This is a genomic window from Acinetobacter sp. DMC2 (assembly GCF_056314305.1).
In genome coordinates, this window is record NZ_JBQUYP010000001.1 from 524,256 (window position 1) to 540,737 (window position 16,482).

Consider the following 16,482-nt stretch of genomic DNA (forward strand, 5'->3'; position numbering starts at 1 on the left):
TTGGTAAAAATTAAAGCATAGTAAAAGAACTGAGTTGCCTTCTCCCTGAATGAGTGATTTGACTAGTTTGCTTTTTTGTATCAAATAGAGACTCAGATGGACGATCAATCTTTAAAACAGGCCGCTTTAAATTACCATGAATATCCAAACCCAGGGAAAATCAGCGTTACCCCAAGTAAGCAACTTGTCAACCAGCGAGATTTGGCTTTAGCCTACTCACCCGGAGTTGCTGCGCCATGTTTAGAGATTGAACGTGATCCTTCAACTGCTGCTAAATATACAGCTCGCGGAAACTTGGTTGCTGTAGTAACTAACGGTACCGCTGTTCTTGGTTTAGGGAATATTGGCCCATTGGCCTCTAAACCTGTAATGGAAGGTAAAGGCGTTCTCTTCAAGAAGTTTGCTGGTGTAGATGTATTTGACATCGAAATTGCAGAAAACGATCCAGATAAAATTGTAGATATCGTTGCCTCTCTTGAGCCAACTTTCGGTGGTATCAACCTCGAAGATATTAAAGCGCCTGAATGTTTCTATATTGAAAAGAAACTTCGTGAACGCATGAAAATTCCTGTATTCCATGACGATCAACATGGTACAAGTATTATTGTAGGTTCAGCTTTGCTCAATGCATTGCAACTTGTAAATAAGAAAATTGATGAAATCAAAATCGTAGCTTCAGGTGCAGGTGCAGCAGCACTTTCATGTTTAGACTTGCTTTGTGCGCTTGGTGCTAAAAAAGAAAATATCATTGTTGCCGATTCTCGTGGTCTATTAACCACTTCACGTGAAGGCTTAGACGAATCTAAAAAACGTTATGTTCAAGATATTTCAGCATCTCAGCTTCATGAAGTAATGGCTGGCGCTGATATGTTCTTAGGTCTTTCTGCTGCTGGTATTCTCACCAAAGAAATGGTGAAACAGATGGCTGAGAACCCTATTATTTTTGCTTTGGCAAACCCAGATCCAGAAATTTTACCTGAACATGCACATGAAGTACGCTCTGACGTCATTATGGCAACTGGTCGTTCTGACTATCCAAACCAAGTAAACAACGCATTATGTTTCCCATACATTTTCCGTGGTGCACTTGACGTTGGCGCAACTACCATTAATGAAGAGATGAAAATTGCATGTGTACATGCAATTGCGCGTATGGCTCATGTTGAAGCTGATGCTGCAACATATGGTGAAAAATCTGCTTCATTTGGTCGTGACTATTTAATTCCACGCCCACTTGATCAACGTTTAATTTTAGAAATTGCACCAGCAGTTGCTAAAGCTGCAATGGACTCAGGTGTAGCAACTCGTCCTATCGAAGATTTCGCAGTATATCGTCAAAAATTGTCTGAGTTTGTATATAACTCTGCATTCTTGATGAAACCAATTTTTGCTCAAGCAAAAGCTGATCCAAAGCGTATTGCATATGCGGAAGGTGAAGACGAGCGCGTATTACGTGCAGTACAAATTGCTGTTGATGAAGATTTAGCTAAACCAATTTTAGTAGGTCGTACTGCTGTAATTGAAGCAAATATCAAAAAATTAGGCCTACGTTTACAACATGGCGTAAATATTGAGATCGTAGATCAAGAACAAAACCCGATGTATGAAGAGTTTTGGAAAGATTACTATCAAACAATGCAACGCAAAGGCATCACAGTTGAATATGCTCAACGTGAAGCTCGCCGCCGTTCAACGTTAATTGCATCTCTACTGGTTAAATTCGGTAAAGCAGACGGTATGTTATGTGGTACTTACAGTAGCTATAACATTCACCTTGACTTTGTACGCAATGTTATCGGTCTTAAAGAAGGCATGAACAACTTCTTCACGTTAAATGCATTAATGCTTGAAGATCGTAACTTGTTTATTGCAGATACCTATGTAAACACTAACCCGACTTCTGAACAACTTGCTGAAATGACTATTTTGGCAGCTGAAGAAGTACGTCGCTTTGGTATTACTCCACGCGTAGCACTTCTTTCTCATTCAAGTTTTGGTAGTGATCAAACTGATTCAAGTGCTCAAAAAATGCGTGAAGTTTATCGTATTTTATCTGAGCAAGCTCCTGAGCTTGAAGTTGAAGGTGAAATGCATGGTGATGCAGCATTAGACGAAAATATTCGTCAATTTGCATTCCCTGGTTCACGTTTTAAAGGTTCTGCAAACTTGCTCATTATGCCAAACCTAGATGCAGCAAATATTTCATTTAACTTGTTGAAAGCGACTTCTGGTAACAACGTTACTATTGGTCCAATTTTGCTTGGCGCAGCAAAACCTGTTCATATTTTGACACCGACAGCAACTACTCGTCGTCTTATCAATATGACTGCTTTAACTGTTGCGGAAATCCAACAACAAGAAAAGTAATTTAGAAAGAGCTTTTTACGAAAAGCCTGTCTAATGACTTGAGAAAACCTCTATTCTGTAGCATGATTGCTTGAAGAATAGAGGTTTTTTCATGCAAGTGTATTTAGTAGGCGGTGCCGTCCGAGATTCTCTACTTGGGCATCCCTATCAAGAAAAAGACTATGTTGTGGTCGGAGCAACACCTGAACATATGCTCGCCCAAGGTTTTCAACCTGTAGGCAAAGATTTTCCTGTGTTTCTTCATCCTGAAACGAAAGAAGAATATGCACTTGCACGTACTGAGCGAAAGTCCGGTAAGGGCTATCACGGTTTTCAGTTTTTTACTGATACCACAGTAAGTTTAGAAGAAGATTTAATTCGCCGTGATTTAACCATCAACGCCATAGCAATGGATCAAGATGGCACATTATATGACCCCTATGGTGGTCAAACTGATTTAGAAAATAAAACCTTACGACATGTTTCAGAAGCTTTTGCTGAAGATCCTTTACGTGTTTTACGTGTCGCACGCTTTGCAGCTCGATATTCTGCATATGGTTTTCATATTGCACCTGAAACCTTACAACTCATGCAAACGATGGCTGAATCAGGTGAACTTGATGCATTAACGCCAGAACGTGTGTGGAAAGAAACTTCACGTGCACTCCTAGAAGATCATGCAGATATTTATTTTCAGACATTACGCGATTGCGGTGCGTTAAAGCATCTTTTCCCTGAAATTGACGCCCTGTTTGGTGTACCACAACGCCCTGAATATCATCCTGAAGTAGACTGCGGCATACATACTCTCATGTCTTTGCAACAAGCGTGTAAGTTAAACTACTCGCTTGATGTTCGATTTGCTGTTTTAGTACATGATTTAGGTAAAGCATTAACGCCAGTTAACGAACTTCCTCGCCATATCATGCATGAAGAGCGTGGCGTGAAACCAGTTACCGAATTATGCGAACGTTTAAAAGTTCCGACACAAACTCGACAGTTAGCATTATCGGTGTGTAAAGAGCATTTAAAATGTCATCAGATTATGTCTTTAAAACCAGGAACGGTATGGCGTCTATTACAACGCCTTGATGTGTTACGTCGTCCTGAGAGAGTTGAAGCTTTTGTACAGGCATGTGAGTGTGATGCTAGAGGAAGACTAGGTCTAGAAGATCGCCCCTATCCTCAAGCTCAATATATGTTAGATGCAATGCAAGTGGTTCGCTCTATTAAAGTTCAGGATTTACCAGAAAATATTAAGGGTGCTGAAATTGGCGAAATGTTAATTCAATATCGTATTGATGCTTTAACTGAGTTCAAACATCAACATCAGACACCGACCCACTCTTAATTTAAGCCAATAAAAAAGCCTCACTAAGAGGCTTTTTTATTTTACTGTTTAGGTAACGGTATAAATTGAGATTGACTATTTTGGTTTTTTCTTTCGCCAACTGTTACTACAAAGTTTTCTTGCTTCCCAGCTCGCTCAACCACTACATTAATTTCGCTATTAGGCGCTTGTAATGCAACGTAATTAATCAAATGAGATGCCGAAGTGATTGGTTCATTATTGACCTGAACAATCTTATCTCCAACTTTTATACCTGCTGAAGCCGCTGGACCACTTTTTAATACATCAGCAACAACTACACCAATTTGCTGTTTTGGTGCCAATACATCGTCTTGTGTAGGCGGTACTAAACTAATGCCTAACCATCCACGAACTACACGGCCATCTTTCAAAATCGAGTTTAATACTTGTTGGCAAATTTTAGCTGGAATTGCGAAGCCAATGCCTAAAGAGCCACCCGACTGAGAGAAAATAGCAGTGTTTACCCCAATTAAGTTACCAGCAACATCAATTAATGCACCACCTGAGTTACCTGGATTAATTGCAGCATCGGTTTGAATAAAGTCTTCATAGGTATTAATGCCCAAATCAGAGCGCTCAGTGGCAGAAATAATACCTTGAGTTACCGTTTGCCCTACACCAAATGGGTTACCAATCGCCAAGACAACATCACCCACTTCGTTACCGCTAAGCTTAAATGGCAACACAGGTAATTTATCTAAATCGATTTTAATGACTGCTAAATCTGTATCAGGATCTGTTCCAACAATCGTTGCTTCTGCACGGCGTCCATCACGCAATGCCACTACAATTTGGTCAGCCTGAGCAATCACATGATTATTGGTAAGAATATAACCATCAGCACGTACAATAACCCCAGAGCCTAAACTATTTTCATTTTGCTGTTGTTGTTCAGGAACCTGATTTCCAAAAAATTCGCGGAATACTGGATCACTTAACAATGGATGATTTTGTTTAACTTTCTGGGTCGTAAAAATATTAACAACTGCCGGTGCTGCAACTTTTACCGCAGCACTATAAGACACCACCCCGCCCGTTCGTGAAGTATCAACCAATGGCTCAACTTTCTCAGCAGGCATTTGTACCCCATCAACTGCAACAGTTGGTTTTGGTTGATGGTATTTTTGCCATGCAATAAAACTGGCAATTACAATAATAAGTAACACCCAAGGTAACCATGTAAAGGTGCGGCGCACGTTTATATCCTCTACGAAAAGAAGTTTTTAATTAAATTAATATATTGAACAAAAAGAGTTTTCAGTTAAGCATTTTAAATTAAATATGTCGATATACACAAAAAACTCAAAAAAGATTTGTCTAGCTTTAGTTACACAACAAAATATGTTTCTATAGCTTTAGCAATTATTTACTACTCAATTCAGGAAATATCATGGCGAATTTGCATGAAATTATTCAGTGGTGCGACCAAACCTTAAAAGCAGCAGAATTTAAAGATTACGCACCAAATGGCCTGCAAATTGAAGGTTCAACTGAAGTAAAACGTATCGTTTGTGCGGTTACTGCTTCCGAAGATGCGATTGATGCAGCAATTGCTCAAAATGCGGATCTATTACTTGTACATCATGGTTATTTTTGGAAAGGCGAACCGTACCCAATTACAGGAATGCGTGGTAACCGCATTAAAAAACTCATTCAAAATAATATTTCATTAGTCGCTTATCATCTGCCGTTAGATGCGCACCCAACTTTGGGCAACAATGTAGCCATTGCAGAGAAATTAAATTTACAGAATTTAGAACCACTTGATTTAACCGAGAGACATCCGATTGGTAATATTGGATATTTAGAGCAAGCACTTTCTGTGGACGAATTTAAAGCAAAACTACAAAACAGTTTTGATTTTAAGGTGATTCATTTACCTGCTGGAAAACAAAGCATTCAAAAAGTAGGTTTCTGTACAGGCGGTGCTCAAGATTTTATTGCTAAAGCAGCTTTGCAAAATTGTGATGCCTATATTTCAGGCGAAGTCAGTGAACGAACTTTCTATGAAGCAAAAGAATTAGGTGTTCACTATTTTGCTTGTGGTCATCATGCAACTGAACGCTATGGAGTTCAGCGATTGGCACAAGCAATTTCACAGCAGTTTGCAATTGAAACCGAATATTTTGAATTGAATAATCCGATTTAATTAAGTCTTTTTTTCAATCTGTGTTATGCGTATTAATTAGATCTTTATTGTGTATAGTTCTTTAAAACGATGCCCTATTGTGAACAGAATCATTTACAATAGAGCCACTTAATATTGTATAACCCAGCAAATGCAAGGAATAGGAACATGACAACCATTACTTTACCTGCACTTCCATATGGCTATGATGATTTAGCGCCACATATCAGTAAAGAAACTTTAGAATACCATCACGATAAACACCACAATACCTATGTTGTTAACTTAAACAACTTAATCAAAGGAACTGACCTTGAAGGTAAAACTTTAGAAGAAATCATTAAAGCAACTGCTGGTGATGCCTCTAAAGCTGGTATTTTCAACAACGCTGCTCAAGTTTGGAACCATACATTCTACTGGAATTCTATGAAGCCAAATGGTGGTGGTAAGCCTACTGGCGCCATCGCTGCTAAAATTGAAGAAGCTTTTGGTAGCTACGAAAAATTTGCAGAAGAATTTGCTGCTGCTGCAACAACTCAATTCGGTTCAGGTTGGGCTTGGTTAGTTGCTGACGAAGTAAACGGTAAATTATCTATCACTAAAACTTCTAATGCAGACACTCCACTTGCACATGGTCAAATCGCTGTATTAACAATTGACGTATGGGAACATGCTTACTACATCGATTTCCGTAACTTACGTCCTAAATACATCGCAACTTTCTTAGAAAGCCTAGTGAACTGGGACTATGCAAATGCAAAACTTGCAGGCCAACCAGCAGGCGTAGAGAAATAATTTTATTTCTTTATAAAAACCACCCTATTTTGGGTGGTTTTTTTATTTTTAATACAACAAAAGCATATTAATCAAGCAAACAATTCATTTTCTTTAATATTCTTATTGACGCTTTTAGATTTCATCCATAAAATGCGCATCAGATTCTCCAATAGCTCAGTCGGTAGAGCGACGGACTGTTAATCCGCAGGTCCCTGGTTCGAGCCCAGGTTGGAGAGCCATCTACTAATCTCCCATAGCTCAGTCGGTAGAGCGACGGACTGTTAATCCGCAGGTCCCTGGTTCGAGCCCAGGTGGGAGAGCCAAGATTCTAAAAGCCCGCATCTATTGCGGGCTTTTTCTTATCTAATCATTTAATAATTTTCTATTATTTTTAATAAAATCAATGTTTCGAATATTTTTAAACCAAACGATTAGATATTCTGACTAATTCCGTTATTAAGACTTGACCCAGCCCTCTTTCCTCCCTAAAATCCTTTTCCAGATTCTCCAATAGCTCAGTCGGTAGAGCGACGGACTGTTAATCCGCAGGTCCCTGGTTCGAGCCCAGGTTGGAGAGCCAAGATTCTTAAAAACCCACTCATCATGAGTGGGTTTTTATTTGTATGATGCTTTCACATGTTCGAATCGAGTCACTTATTTTTTATTGTTTTAGGTTGCTTAAGCACCTGTATTTTTATTGTTGTTTGTTTACGCCCTTATTTATTTCCTAAACAAAAATTCTTTGCTCGTCCTATCATTACCAACTTTGAAACTCAGATGTTTATTCGTCTAAAACAAAGTTTTCCAAGTCATCATGTTTTAGCACAAGTGGCTTTTAGTGCTTTGATTACCAGCAATGACTATAAAATTCGTAGTCAGTTCAACCGTAAAGTTACTGACTTCGTTGTACTTAACGACAAGATGGAAGTAATTGCCATTATTGAGTTAGATGATCCTACCCATCTTGAAAAAGCGGAAGAAGACCGTATTCGCGATCAAATGCTCACAGAAGCAGGTTATATAGTAAAACGTTATACAAACATCCCAAGTGTACGTCAGCTACAAAAGGATATTCATTAAAAGCACTGCTATTATTTCTTTTCAGAACTTGCTGCTTCTTTTTCAGCTATTCTTTTTTCCATCTCTAAACGTTGCTGTTCATATTGCTTTTTAGTCTTAGCATCACTTTTTGCAGCCAAGAAAAGTATTCCAATAATTAAAAAAGGAATAAGTAAACCTAATCCCATTAATAACCAAGGAACAGATTTTTTTTCAACAGGTTGCTGGTTCATGACTACTTCAAACTCAAACGATATCAATTTCAGAATGCGTAACAATATAACAAAAAGGGCCCTCTTTAGGACCCTTTTAATTTGAATATTTTAAATACAAAAATTATTGGGCTATTCCTGTACATTCAACATTCTTACTAGCATCTATTACTGATGGATCAAGCATGATATTTGTTTTAGCTGGCATCTTAGATTGAACAAATTGATAGATTTCAGCATTTCTACATACAATCGCTTGAGTATGAGCAGCCCCTACAACAGGCACAAATGTCACATCAGTTCCCATTTTTTTAAGCCCCTCTTGCAAGGCATTAGTAACAGGATATGGTACAGCCATATCAGCAGTACCTTGAACAATCATGACAGGTGAATTAATTTTTTTGGTTGCAGGTTGGTTATCCGCCAAGAATTTTTTCACAGTTGCATTTTCTTGGAAATTACCAGCTAAACCAGGATAATCTAAAACTGTTTTGTCAGTATTAGTCGCAAGGAAATCACGAATATCATCTGCAAATTTATTATGCAAATCAGTTAAACATACGCCATTTTCACCAGTAGTCCCTTCTGCGAACTCAGCTACACTCTGAGAACGTTGTTGGAAAATTTCACGATAATTAAATTTAGGCTCATAAGCAGTAATACCCACTGTGGTATATGCAGCATACGCGAGTAACTCAGCATACACTTCTACAGCCGTACCAACAGGTGCAGTACCAGCCTGCTCTTTCTTAAGAATATCTTGAATTGCTTGCGGAGCAACTACTGAAATAATATAACCAAGGCTAGAAGCTGGTGCTGTTGCAACCGCTCCTTTGTAATTACTGTCGTTATTAGCAAATTCAGCTGTTCCTAATGAAGCATGGCCTCCTTGAGACTGCCCAATTGACATCCATGAACTATTTAACTGACTACCGTAATGATCCTTCGCAGCTTTAACTGCCGCAATTGCAGATTTAGCCTCACTTCCTAAATTAAGGTATGGATGCATTCCTCGAGTACCCAAACCTTCATAATCTGGAGCAATCACAACATAGCCAGCTGCCAATAGTGTATCCGCTAGAATTTTGAAGCGTGGATTAATGGTATTATTGCTTGGGGCACAACTATCTCCTACGCCTACAGTACCGTGCTCCCATACCACTACGCGATAACCGTCTTTAGGCTGAGTTGCTTTAGGGAACATTACCAAAGCAGTTGCTTCAGCTGTTTTTCCTTGTACATTGACCATGTTATAAGTCATGACTTTTATAGATGAAGCACCACTTAAGCTATCTTTAGAATAAGCTTTTTCAGACACATAAGTTTTATCGGGATTTACACCAATATAATCATCATCATTGTCATTACATGCTGCAAGAAATAATGTTGAAACCGATAATGTTATAGCTAAAGCAATTTTTGACCGTTTCATAGAATATCCTTTTTTATGTATTATTTATTCCGCATATTTTTTATGCACGAATATTAAGACATAAAAAAAGTGCTCTGCATAGAACACTTTTCAACCTTGCGGTCATTTTTACTATATGAAATTTAAAAATATTCCTAGAAAAATGATTAATCCAACCCAGCGATTGTGACGGAATGCCCAAAAACATACTTGAGGGTTGCGGTCTTTGGTTTTAATTGTTTGATATATAAAATCGAATGCAACAACAATTAAAGCAATGATCGCCCATGGAAATAAGATATTTTCTAAATACAGTGCAGCCCCAATCAAAACAAGGCTAGTTGCCTGTAAGAGTGCAATAATCTGAATGTCATATCGACCAAAAAGAATAGCAGTAGATTTCACGCCAATCTTCAAGTCGTATTCACGGTCTGTAATTGCATATTGAGTGTCATAAGCCACTGTCCAGGCCAGATTACCAAAATAAAGTAGCCAACACGTCATATCTAAAGGCTTACCCATTGCAGTAAATGACATTGGAATACCCCAAGAAAATGCCATACCTAAAACGACTTGCGGTAAATGGGTATAACGTTTCATGAAAGGATATACAAATGCTAAAACCAACCCTCCTAATGCACAGTAGAACGTCGCTATAGGTAAAAAGAACAGCGTACAAGCACTGGCAAATACTAATGCTAAAAATACATACACTGCTTCTCTTGGACTAATTACCCCTGTTGCCAAAGGACGTGTTTTCGTCCGCTCAACATGGGCATCTACTTTACGGTCTGCAAAATCATTAATTGCGCAACCAGCGGCACGCATAAAAATTGTACCTAGCACCATCGCCAAAAGAATATGTAGAGGTGGCATTCCCTCTGCTGCAATCCAAAGCGCCCACATGGTTGGCCAAAAAACCAGTTCAGTACCAATTGGCTTATCAAATCGACATAGATAATAATAAGCTTCTAAGCGCTGGCGCCATGTTGTGCTTGTTGCAGTCGTCATAGTAATTCCTTGTCGTGCTGCTGATTTAAAAAAGCTTCAAAAGCCGGTAAGAATGTTTCTTGAACAATAAATTTACACCCATGCCAAGTATAGCAACTTTGTCGTGTCCAGCCTTCTGGTAAACAAATAACACGGCGGTCACAAAGTGGTGTTGTTCTTTGAAATAGAAAAAAGCCGATTGGCTTAGAACCAATGTGCTGAAATATACGGGCTTTTTTTTGTAGACTTTGAATTGGAAAAATACTTTTTGCTTTCACCCATGGCTCTGCTTCACAGCCATATAAATAAGTTTCCCTTACCCACGAAGTGTGAGCATGAGACATCTTCATCCACTGACTATCTGCAAAAGTTAAACGCTGAAAATGTTCTTGAAAAGGCTTTACACTAAACTGGCCACCGCCAAGTTCAGTCAATTGTTGGGTCAATGAACCAGACGCATACAACCATGTTTTCAATTCAGGATTTAAATTCTTTTCCTGTTTAAGTACTGGTTGTCGTTTACGCATAATCTGCTCACATGAAAACTCGCACCTAGTTTACCCCAATTTTTTGATAAAAAATGTAGAGAATTCAATCAACATTCCAAGCAATAAAAAAGCCTGCATAAGCAGGCTTTTTTATGAAAATATGTATTACAAGCTGTAGTACATATCGAATTCAACTGGGTGAGTAGTCGTGTTAAGACGACGTACATCTTCAGTTTTAAGTTCGATGTATGCATCAAGCATTTCTTTAGTGAACACGCCGCCTTTTAACAAGAATTCGTGATCTGCTTGAAGTGCTTCAAGAGCCATGTCTAAGCTATGAGCAACTGTTGGGATTTTTGCTTCTTCTTCTGGAGGAAGATCGTACAAGTTCTTATCAGCAGCTTCGCCCGGATGGATCTTGTTTTGGATACCGTCGATACCAGCCATTAACAATGCAGCGAAACCTAAGTACGGGTTCATCATTGGGTCTGGGAAACGAGCTTCGATACGCTTACCTTTAGGGCTAGAAACGTATGGAATACGGATAGAAGCAGAACGGTTACGTGCTGAGTAAGCAAGCATGATTGGTGCTTCGAAGTGAGGAACCAAACGCTTGTATGAGTTTGTAGATGGGTTTGTGATTGCATTCAATGCACGAGCGTGCTTGATCACACCACCGATGAAATACAATGCCATTTCTGAAAGGCCTGCATATTCATCACCAGCAAACAAGTTCTTGCCATCTTTAGAGATAGACATGTGAACGTGCATACCAGAACCGTTATCACCTACCATTGGTTTAGGCATAAAGGTTGCAGTTTTTGCATATTGGTGAGCAACGTTCCAAACAGCATATTTGAACTGTTGAACTTCGTCAGCTTTACGTACAAGTGTATTGAAGCTCACACCAATTTCTAACTGGCAAGAAGCAACTTCGTGGTGGTGTACTTCTACACGACCTGGGCCCATGATGTCTTCGATTTTTGCACACATTTCTGCACGCATATCTTGTGAAGAATCAACTGGAGGAACTGGGAAATAACCGCCTTTAACACGTGGACGGTGACCAGAGTTACCAGACTCGTAATCTTTACCAGTAGACCAAGCAGCTTCTTCAGCGATTAATGTATGACGAGCGCCAGACATATCGATGTCCCACTTCACTTCGTCAAATACAAAGAATTCTGGTTCTGGACCAAAGAATGCAGTATCACCGATACCTGTAGATTTTAAGTATTCTTCTGCACGGCGAGCAATCGAACGTGGGTCACGCTCATAACCTTGACCAGTTGAAGGTTCAATAACGTCACAAGTCACAACTACAGTTGGTTCAGCAAAGAACGGGTCGATGAAACCAGTTTCTGCATCTGGACGTAAAATCATGTCAGATGCTTCAATGCCTTTCCAACCAGCGATTGAAGAACCATCAAACATTTTACCGTCTTCAAAAGTATCTTCATCAATAGAATCAGCTGGGTAAGTTACGTGCTGTTCTTTACCCTTAGTATCAGTAAAGCGAAAATCGACCCATTTTGCGCCACTTTCTTGTATGAGTTGAAGGACCTTGTTCGCCATGCTCATTTTGCTCCAATGAAATTTTGTTGCACTTGTTAAGTGCGTGTTAATTGCTGGTATTTATATAGCAATTCTCATACCAACTTTATAAGACTTACCTAAAACATTGAATTGCTTATAACTATCCATGATTTAGGCCCCTTGTCTTGAACCCATTATACTGTTTGCATAGTTAAATGCACCATATTCAGACATTTTCAAATTATGGCATACAAGAATAGCTCGCAATCGCCCTAATTTAGTGCAAAATTGTTGCGCCAATATGAATCACCGCATCAATATCTAACAGTCATTCATGATCATAATACTTTCTCATATAGAAAGCTGACTTTCTTATTACAAAGAATGAAAATAATAAAAGATGACTTATAAAATTTTAACCTTTAGCAGCCCCCTTCTATATCTATCCATGCCTTTGCCAAAAGCTCTAACGCAAATATCACTTCAAAGAATAGTTCTCAAAAACTTAAAAACGTCAGCGATCGAATCATCCCCTTACCTCAATAAATACTAAAGTTTTATAAAATTAGTTTTCTTTCGCTTATCAACTTCTCTGCGGTGAAGTAAGTTTTGATCAGCTTTGGTGCAGTAAGAAATTAAAGGGATTTTTTACCATTTGTTATATACCTTTTTTATACATGACAAACTTGCTTTTAAAATTAAAAAAATCTAAAAAATAAAACATAACTTTTTTTTATAACTAAACAAACTAAAAGTTTTGTTTTTTAAACTACAAATATGCTCAAAGGATTTGAAATGAAGCATGAACTCGAACAATATGACAAAGCTTTTTTCGGCCATCCCAAACCATTAAAAACTTTATTTTTTACAGAGCTTTGGGAAAGATTTTCTTATTATGGAATTCGGCCTTTACTCGTTCTTTATATGATTGCAATGGTCAATGATGGTGGTTTAGGTCTTGACCGCCCAACCGCAGCAGCAATTGTTGGGTTATTTGCAGGCTCCATGTATTTAATGACCGTTTTTGGTGGTTGGATTGCCGATAACTGGTTAGGTCAGGCCCGGTCTGTTTGGTATGGTTCTATTATTATTGCGCTAGGTCATTTATTAATTGCCCTCACTACCATTTTTGATCAATTCTTTTTTTATTTTGGTTTAGTTCTTATTGTTCTTGGATCAGGTTTATTTAAAACCTGTATTTCAGTGATTGTCGGAACATTATACAAAGCGCAAGATAGTAGACGAGATGCCGGTTTCTCCATTTTTTATATGGGGATTAATATGGGATCGTTTATTGCCCCGCTTATTACAGGTATATTGGCTCGCGATCATGGCTGGCATCTAGGTTTTGGGATTGGCGGCCTTGGAATGTTGATTGCATTACTCATCTTCCGTGCATTGGCCATTCCTCAGCTACAAACTTTTAATCAATTGCGTGAAGAAACTGATAACTGCAATAGACCTGTGGTAGAAAATAAAAATGCGCCCAAAATTGCTTTCTCATTTTTATTAAGTGTCGCAGTCGTTATCGCTCTTACTTTCTTTGGCGTTATTCATATCAATCCAGTCGCGGTAGCAACTTATTTAACAGTTGCACTAGGCATTGGGATTATTACTTATTTTGCTTATTTATTATTTTTCTTAAACTTAGAGCAGCATGATAAATTCAAAATTATTATTTGTTTCGTTTTATTAGCAGCATCTGCCCTATTCTGGTCGGCGTTCGAACAAAAGCCCACAACTTTTACTTTATTTGCTCAAGATTATACAGACCGTATTGTTTTCGGATTTGAGATCCCGACGGTATGGTTTGAATCAATCAATGCCCTATTTATTATTGTTTTTGCTCCAGTTGCAGCTTGGCTATGGGTGAAGCTAAGTAAGGTAAATAAAGACCCAAGCTATATCAGCAAATTTATTATTGCATTGTTATTCGCAGCAGGTGGCTTTTTGCTCATGTCTCTTGCCAGTCATTTTGCTATTAATGGCGGGGCAGTTTCACCATTTTGGTTAGTTGGTACTTTATTTCTTCTTACCCTAGGCGAACTTTGTCTAAGCCCAATTGGCTTATCAACCATGACTAAACTTGCACCTGATGTCATCCGTAGTCAAATTATGGGTCTGTGGTTTACTGGTTCAGCTTTAGGTAATCTCATTGCGGGTTTAATTGGCGGGCACGTATCGGCAGATGGTATTAATCATTTACCTTCCCTCTTTATGCGATGTGTTTTAGCGTTGGTGATTGGCGCAATCGTGTTATTTTTATTAAAGAAACCTATCAATAGATTAATGAATAAAAGTACCAGTAAAGTTCAACCTGAATTGGAAACCATATGAACATCTTAACTGTTCCAGAAAAACTTGAGAAACTTCGTGAAATCATGCGCAATCAACAGATTGATGCATTGGTTGTCATGAGTGCCGATCCACATATGTCAGAGTATTTACCAGATTACTGGAAAGCAAGACAGTGGCTCAGCGGGTTTAGTGGCTCTGTTGGTACGCTCGTCGTAACTCAAAGCTTTGCAGGACTTTGGGCCGATGGGCGCTATTGGGTACAAGCTGAACAACAACTTGTAGGAACGGGCTTTGAGCTTCAAAAATTAACGAGCGATGAGTCTTCAACACATTTAGCTTGGATTACACAAAACTTAGCAGCAAATTCGATCATTGCTGTAAATGGACATACCTTATCTATTCAACAATTTAAAGCACTCGAACATACTGCACGAGTTCATAGCTATAAACTCGAGACTCAAAAAGATTTAGTTGGAGAGATTTGGTTAGACCGCCCAGAACTACCCTCTGAAAAAATCTATTTAATGCCTGAAGGGCTAAATGCCCTATCTCGTAAAGAGAAAATTCAGGCAATCCGTGAAACTTTACATAGCAAGAATATTGCGGGTCATTTCATTTCATCTTTAGATGATATTGCATGGATCTTAAATGCACGTGGACAAGACGTAGAATACAACCCAGTTTTTCTTTCTCATTTTTATATTAATGCAGAGCAAGCTGTTCTGTTTATTGATAGCAGTAAACTAGACTCAACCATTCAACAAGCTTTCGCAGCCGATGGTATTGAAATTCGTAACTACGAAGATACAGCTAAGTTTTTATCGAATATCTCTGATGCTTCAGTACTTTTAGATCCAGCCAAAGTCTCGATTTTTCATGAACAAGCCATCGCAAAAGATATTCGGGTTGTATACGACATCAACCCAAGTACGCTTTTTAAATCGCGTAAACATGAAAGCGAAATTGCTCATATCCGTCATGCAATGGTTAAAGACGGAGTCGCGCTTTGCCACTTTTTCCACTGGTTAGAGAAAGCACTTCATCATGGTAAAAGAATTTCAGAACTCACTATTGATGAAAAGATTACAGCTTTCCGTGCTGAGCAAGATGGATTTATAGGGCCAAGTTTTTCAACGATTGCTGGCTTTAATGCTAATGGTGCTTTGCCCCACTACCGTGCAACTGAAGAGCACTATTCATTTATCGAAGGCGATGGTCTATTGCTGATTGACTCAGGTGGTCAATATGTAGATGGAACAACCGATATTACTCGTGTTGTTCCTGTAGGCACGCCAACAGGGCAACAAAAACGTGACTACACCTTGGTTTTAAAATGTCACATTGCTTTGGCAAAAACGATTTATCCAGAAGGTTTAGCTGCTCCTCTACTCGATTCAATTTGTCGCAATACTTTATGGCAGCATGGTTTAGATTATCGACATGGAACAGGCCACGGCGTAGGCTTTGCGCTTAATGTTCATGAAGGTCCGCAAGTTCTTTCTTATTACGCACCTATACATGCCTATAGCAAATTGCGTGAAGGAATGATTATTTCTAATGAGCCGGGCTTATACCATGAGGGAGAATATGGTATTCGCATTGAAAATCTAGTTGCAAACCAGCTCCACTCTGGGTTTGAAAAAACTTACGGTGAATTCTTGGAGTTTGAAACGCTGACCCTTTGCCCGATTCATTTAGATTGTATCGTTGTTGATATGCTAACGAATGAAGAGAAAGACTGGCTAAATCATTACCATCAAACAGTCCAAGAAAGACTCGCTGAACATTTGTCTGGAGAAGTTTTAGACTGGCTGATTTACAACACTAGAGCGATTTAATCTTCTTTTTTAACTCAGGCAGAATAA

Annotated in this window: 13 protein-coding genes and 3 tRNA genes; 10 read left to right on the forward strand and 6 right to left on the reverse strand. The window is 38.8% G+C overall.

Annotated features, from left to right (window positions below; translation table 11 throughout):
* The first annotated feature begins 96 nt into the window (after window positions 1-96).
* Both ACT53H_RS02520 and ACT53H_RS02525 read left to right on the forward strand, forming a co-directional pair.
* Entirely contained in the window at window positions 97-2,367 is a 2,271-nt protein-coding gene (locus ACT53H_RS02520) for an NADP-dependent malic enzyme (RefSeq protein WP_476008524.1), read from the forward strand.
* A 91-nt stretch (window positions 2,368-2,458) separates the two neighbouring features.
* On the forward strand, window positions 2,459-3,697 hold the full coding sequence (locus tag ACT53H_RS02525) for a multifunctional CCA addition/repair protein (protein WP_476008525.1): 1,239 nt from the start codon (window positions 2,459-2,461) through the stop codon (window positions 3,695-3,697).
* A gap of 41 nt (window positions 3,698-3,738) precedes the next feature.
* Here ACT53H_RS02525 and ACT53H_RS02530 read toward each other — a convergent pair whose 3' ends face one another.
* Window positions 3,739-4,914, reverse strand: coding sequence for a S1C family serine protease (locus tag ACT53H_RS02530; protein ID WP_004790970.1), 1,176 nt, complete (start codon window positions 4,912-4,914; stop codon window positions 3,739-3,741).
* Window positions 4,915-5,108: 194 nt separating this feature from the next.
* Here ACT53H_RS02530 and ACT53H_RS02535 point away from each other — a divergent pair, with 194 nt between their 5' ends.
* The 6 genes from ACT53H_RS02535 (at window position 5,109) to ACT53H_RS02560 (ending at window position 7,703) form a co-directional block, all read left to right on the forward strand.
* A complete protein-coding gene (locus ACT53H_RS02535) occupies window positions 5,109-5,867 on the forward strand; it encodes a Nif3-like dinuclear metal center hexameric protein (protein ID WP_174728093.1) in 759 nt (252 codons plus the stop codon).
* Window positions 5,868-6,014: 147 nt separating this feature from the next.
* Window positions 6,015-6,641, forward strand: a complete 627-nt coding sequence (locus ACT53H_RS02540) for a superoxide dismutase (protein ID WP_003650584.1) — start codon at window positions 6,015-6,017, stop codon at window positions 6,639-6,641.
* Between the two features lie 145 nt (window positions 6,642-6,786).
* Window positions 6,787-6,862 (forward strand) — tRNA-Asn (locus ACT53H_RS02545).
* A gap of 8 nt (window positions 6,863-6,870) precedes the next feature.
* Window positions 6,871-6,946, forward strand: a tRNA-Asn gene (locus tag ACT53H_RS02550).
* Between the two features lie 181 nt (window positions 6,947-7,127).
* A tRNA-Asn gene (locus ACT53H_RS02555) sits at window positions 7,128-7,203 on the forward strand.
* A 56-nt stretch (window positions 7,204-7,259) separates the two neighbouring features.
* Window positions 7,260-7,703 (forward strand): DUF2726 domain-containing protein, encoded by a 444-nt coding sequence (locus ACT53H_RS02560; protein WP_312824672.1) that lies wholly within the window; start codon window positions 7,260-7,262, stop codon window positions 7,701-7,703.
* An 11-nt stretch (window positions 7,704-7,714) separates the two neighbouring features.
* Here ACT53H_RS02560 and ACT53H_RS02565 read toward each other — a convergent pair whose 3' ends face one another.
* The 5 genes from ACT53H_RS02565 to glnA form a co-directional block, all read right to left on the reverse strand.
* Window positions 7,715-7,915 carry a hypothetical protein gene (locus ACT53H_RS02565; protein WP_049837136.1) on the reverse strand — a complete coding sequence of 67 codons (201 nt, stop codon included), beginning with the start codon at window positions 7,913-7,915 and terminating at the stop codon, window positions 7,715-7,717.
* Window positions 7,916-8,018: 103 nt separating this feature from the next.
* Window positions 8,019-9,326, reverse strand: a complete 1,308-nt coding sequence (locus ACT53H_RS02570; RefSeq protein ID WP_238611786.1) for an alpha/beta hydrolase — start codon at window positions 9,324-9,326, stop codon at window positions 8,019-8,021.
* 111 nt (window positions 9,327-9,437) lie between these two features.
* On the reverse strand, window positions 9,438-10,316 hold the full coding sequence (ubiA, locus tag ACT53H_RS02575) for a 4-hydroxybenzoate octaprenyltransferase (RefSeq protein WP_151963249.1): 879 nt from the start codon (window positions 10,314-10,316) through the stop codon (window positions 9,438-9,440).
* Window positions 10,313-10,822 (reverse strand): chorismate--pyruvate lyase family protein, encoded by a 510-nt coding sequence (locus tag ACT53H_RS02580; RefSeq protein ID WP_151963250.1) that lies wholly within the window; start codon window positions 10,820-10,822, stop codon window positions 10,313-10,315. Before ACT53H_RS02580 ends, ubiA begins: the two co-directional genes overlap by 4 nt.
* A 126-nt stretch (window positions 10,823-10,948) precedes the next feature.
* Window positions 10,949-12,364, reverse strand: a complete 1,416-nt coding sequence (gene glnA / locus ACT53H_RS02585; protein ID WP_171056845.1) for a type I glutamate--ammonia ligase — start codon at window positions 12,362-12,364, stop codon at window positions 10,949-10,951.
* A 732-nt stretch (window positions 12,365-13,096) separates the two neighbouring features.
* Here glnA and ACT53H_RS02590 point away from each other — a divergent pair.
* A complete protein-coding gene (locus tag ACT53H_RS02590) occupies window positions 13,097-14,656 on the forward strand; it encodes a peptide MFS transporter (RefSeq protein WP_476008526.1) in 1,560 nt (519 codons plus the stop codon).
* Window positions 14,653-16,455, forward strand: coding sequence for an aminopeptidase P family protein (locus tag ACT53H_RS02595; protein ID WP_476008527.1), 1,803 nt, complete (start codon window positions 14,653-14,655; stop codon window positions 16,453-16,455). Before ACT53H_RS02590 ends, ACT53H_RS02595 begins: the two co-directional genes overlap by 4 nt.
* Window positions 16,456-16,482 lie beyond the last annotated feature (27 nt).

Excerpts from the sequence above, each read along its gene's own strand:
- ACT53H_RS02570 (WP_238611786.1), bottom strand. The coding sequence starts at position 9,326 with ATGAAACGGTCAAAAATTGCTTTAGCTATAACATTATCGGTTTCAACA.
- ACT53H_RS02540 (WP_003650584.1), top strand. The coding sequence starts at position 6,015 with ATGACAACCATTACTTTACCTGCACTTCCATATGGCTATGATGATTTA.
- ACT53H_RS02565 (WP_049837136.1), bottom strand. The coding sequence starts at position 7,915 with ATGAACCAGCAACCTGTTGAAAAAAAATCTGTTCCTTGGTTATTAATG.
- ubiA (WP_151963249.1), bottom strand. The coding sequence starts at position 10,316 with ATGACGACTGCAACAAGCACAACATGGCGCCAGCGCTTAGAAGCTTAT.
- ACT53H_RS02525 (WP_476008525.1), top strand. The coding sequence starts at position 2,459 with ATGCAAGTGTATTTAGTAGGCGGTGCCGTCCGAGATTCTCTACTTGGG.
- ACT53H_RS02520 (WP_476008524.1), top strand. The coding sequence starts at position 97 with ATGGACGATCAATCTTTAAAACAGGCCGCTTTAAATTACCATGAATAT.
- ACT53H_RS02590 (WP_476008526.1), top strand. The coding sequence starts at position 13,097 with ATGCTCAAAGGATTTGAAATGAAGCATGAACTCGAACAATATGACAAA.
- ACT53H_RS02535 (WP_174728093.1), top strand. The coding sequence starts at position 5,109 with ATGGCGAATTTGCATGAAATTATTCAGTGGTGCGACCAAACCTTAAAA.
- ACT53H_RS02580 (WP_151963250.1), bottom strand. The coding sequence starts at position 10,822 with ATGCGTAAACGACAACCAGTACTTAAACAGGAAAAGAATTTAAATCCT.
- ACT53H_RS02560 (WP_312824672.1), top strand. The coding sequence starts at position 7,260 with ATGTTCGAATCGAGTCACTTATTTTTTATTGTTTTAGGTTGCTTAAGC.
- ACT53H_RS02595 (WP_476008527.1), top strand. The coding sequence starts at position 14,653 with ATGAACATCTTAACTGTTCCAGAAAAACTTGAGAAACTTCGTGAAATC.
- glnA (WP_171056845.1), bottom strand. The coding sequence starts at position 12,364 with ATGAGCATGGCGAACAAGGTCCTTCAACTCATACAAGAAAGTGGCGCA.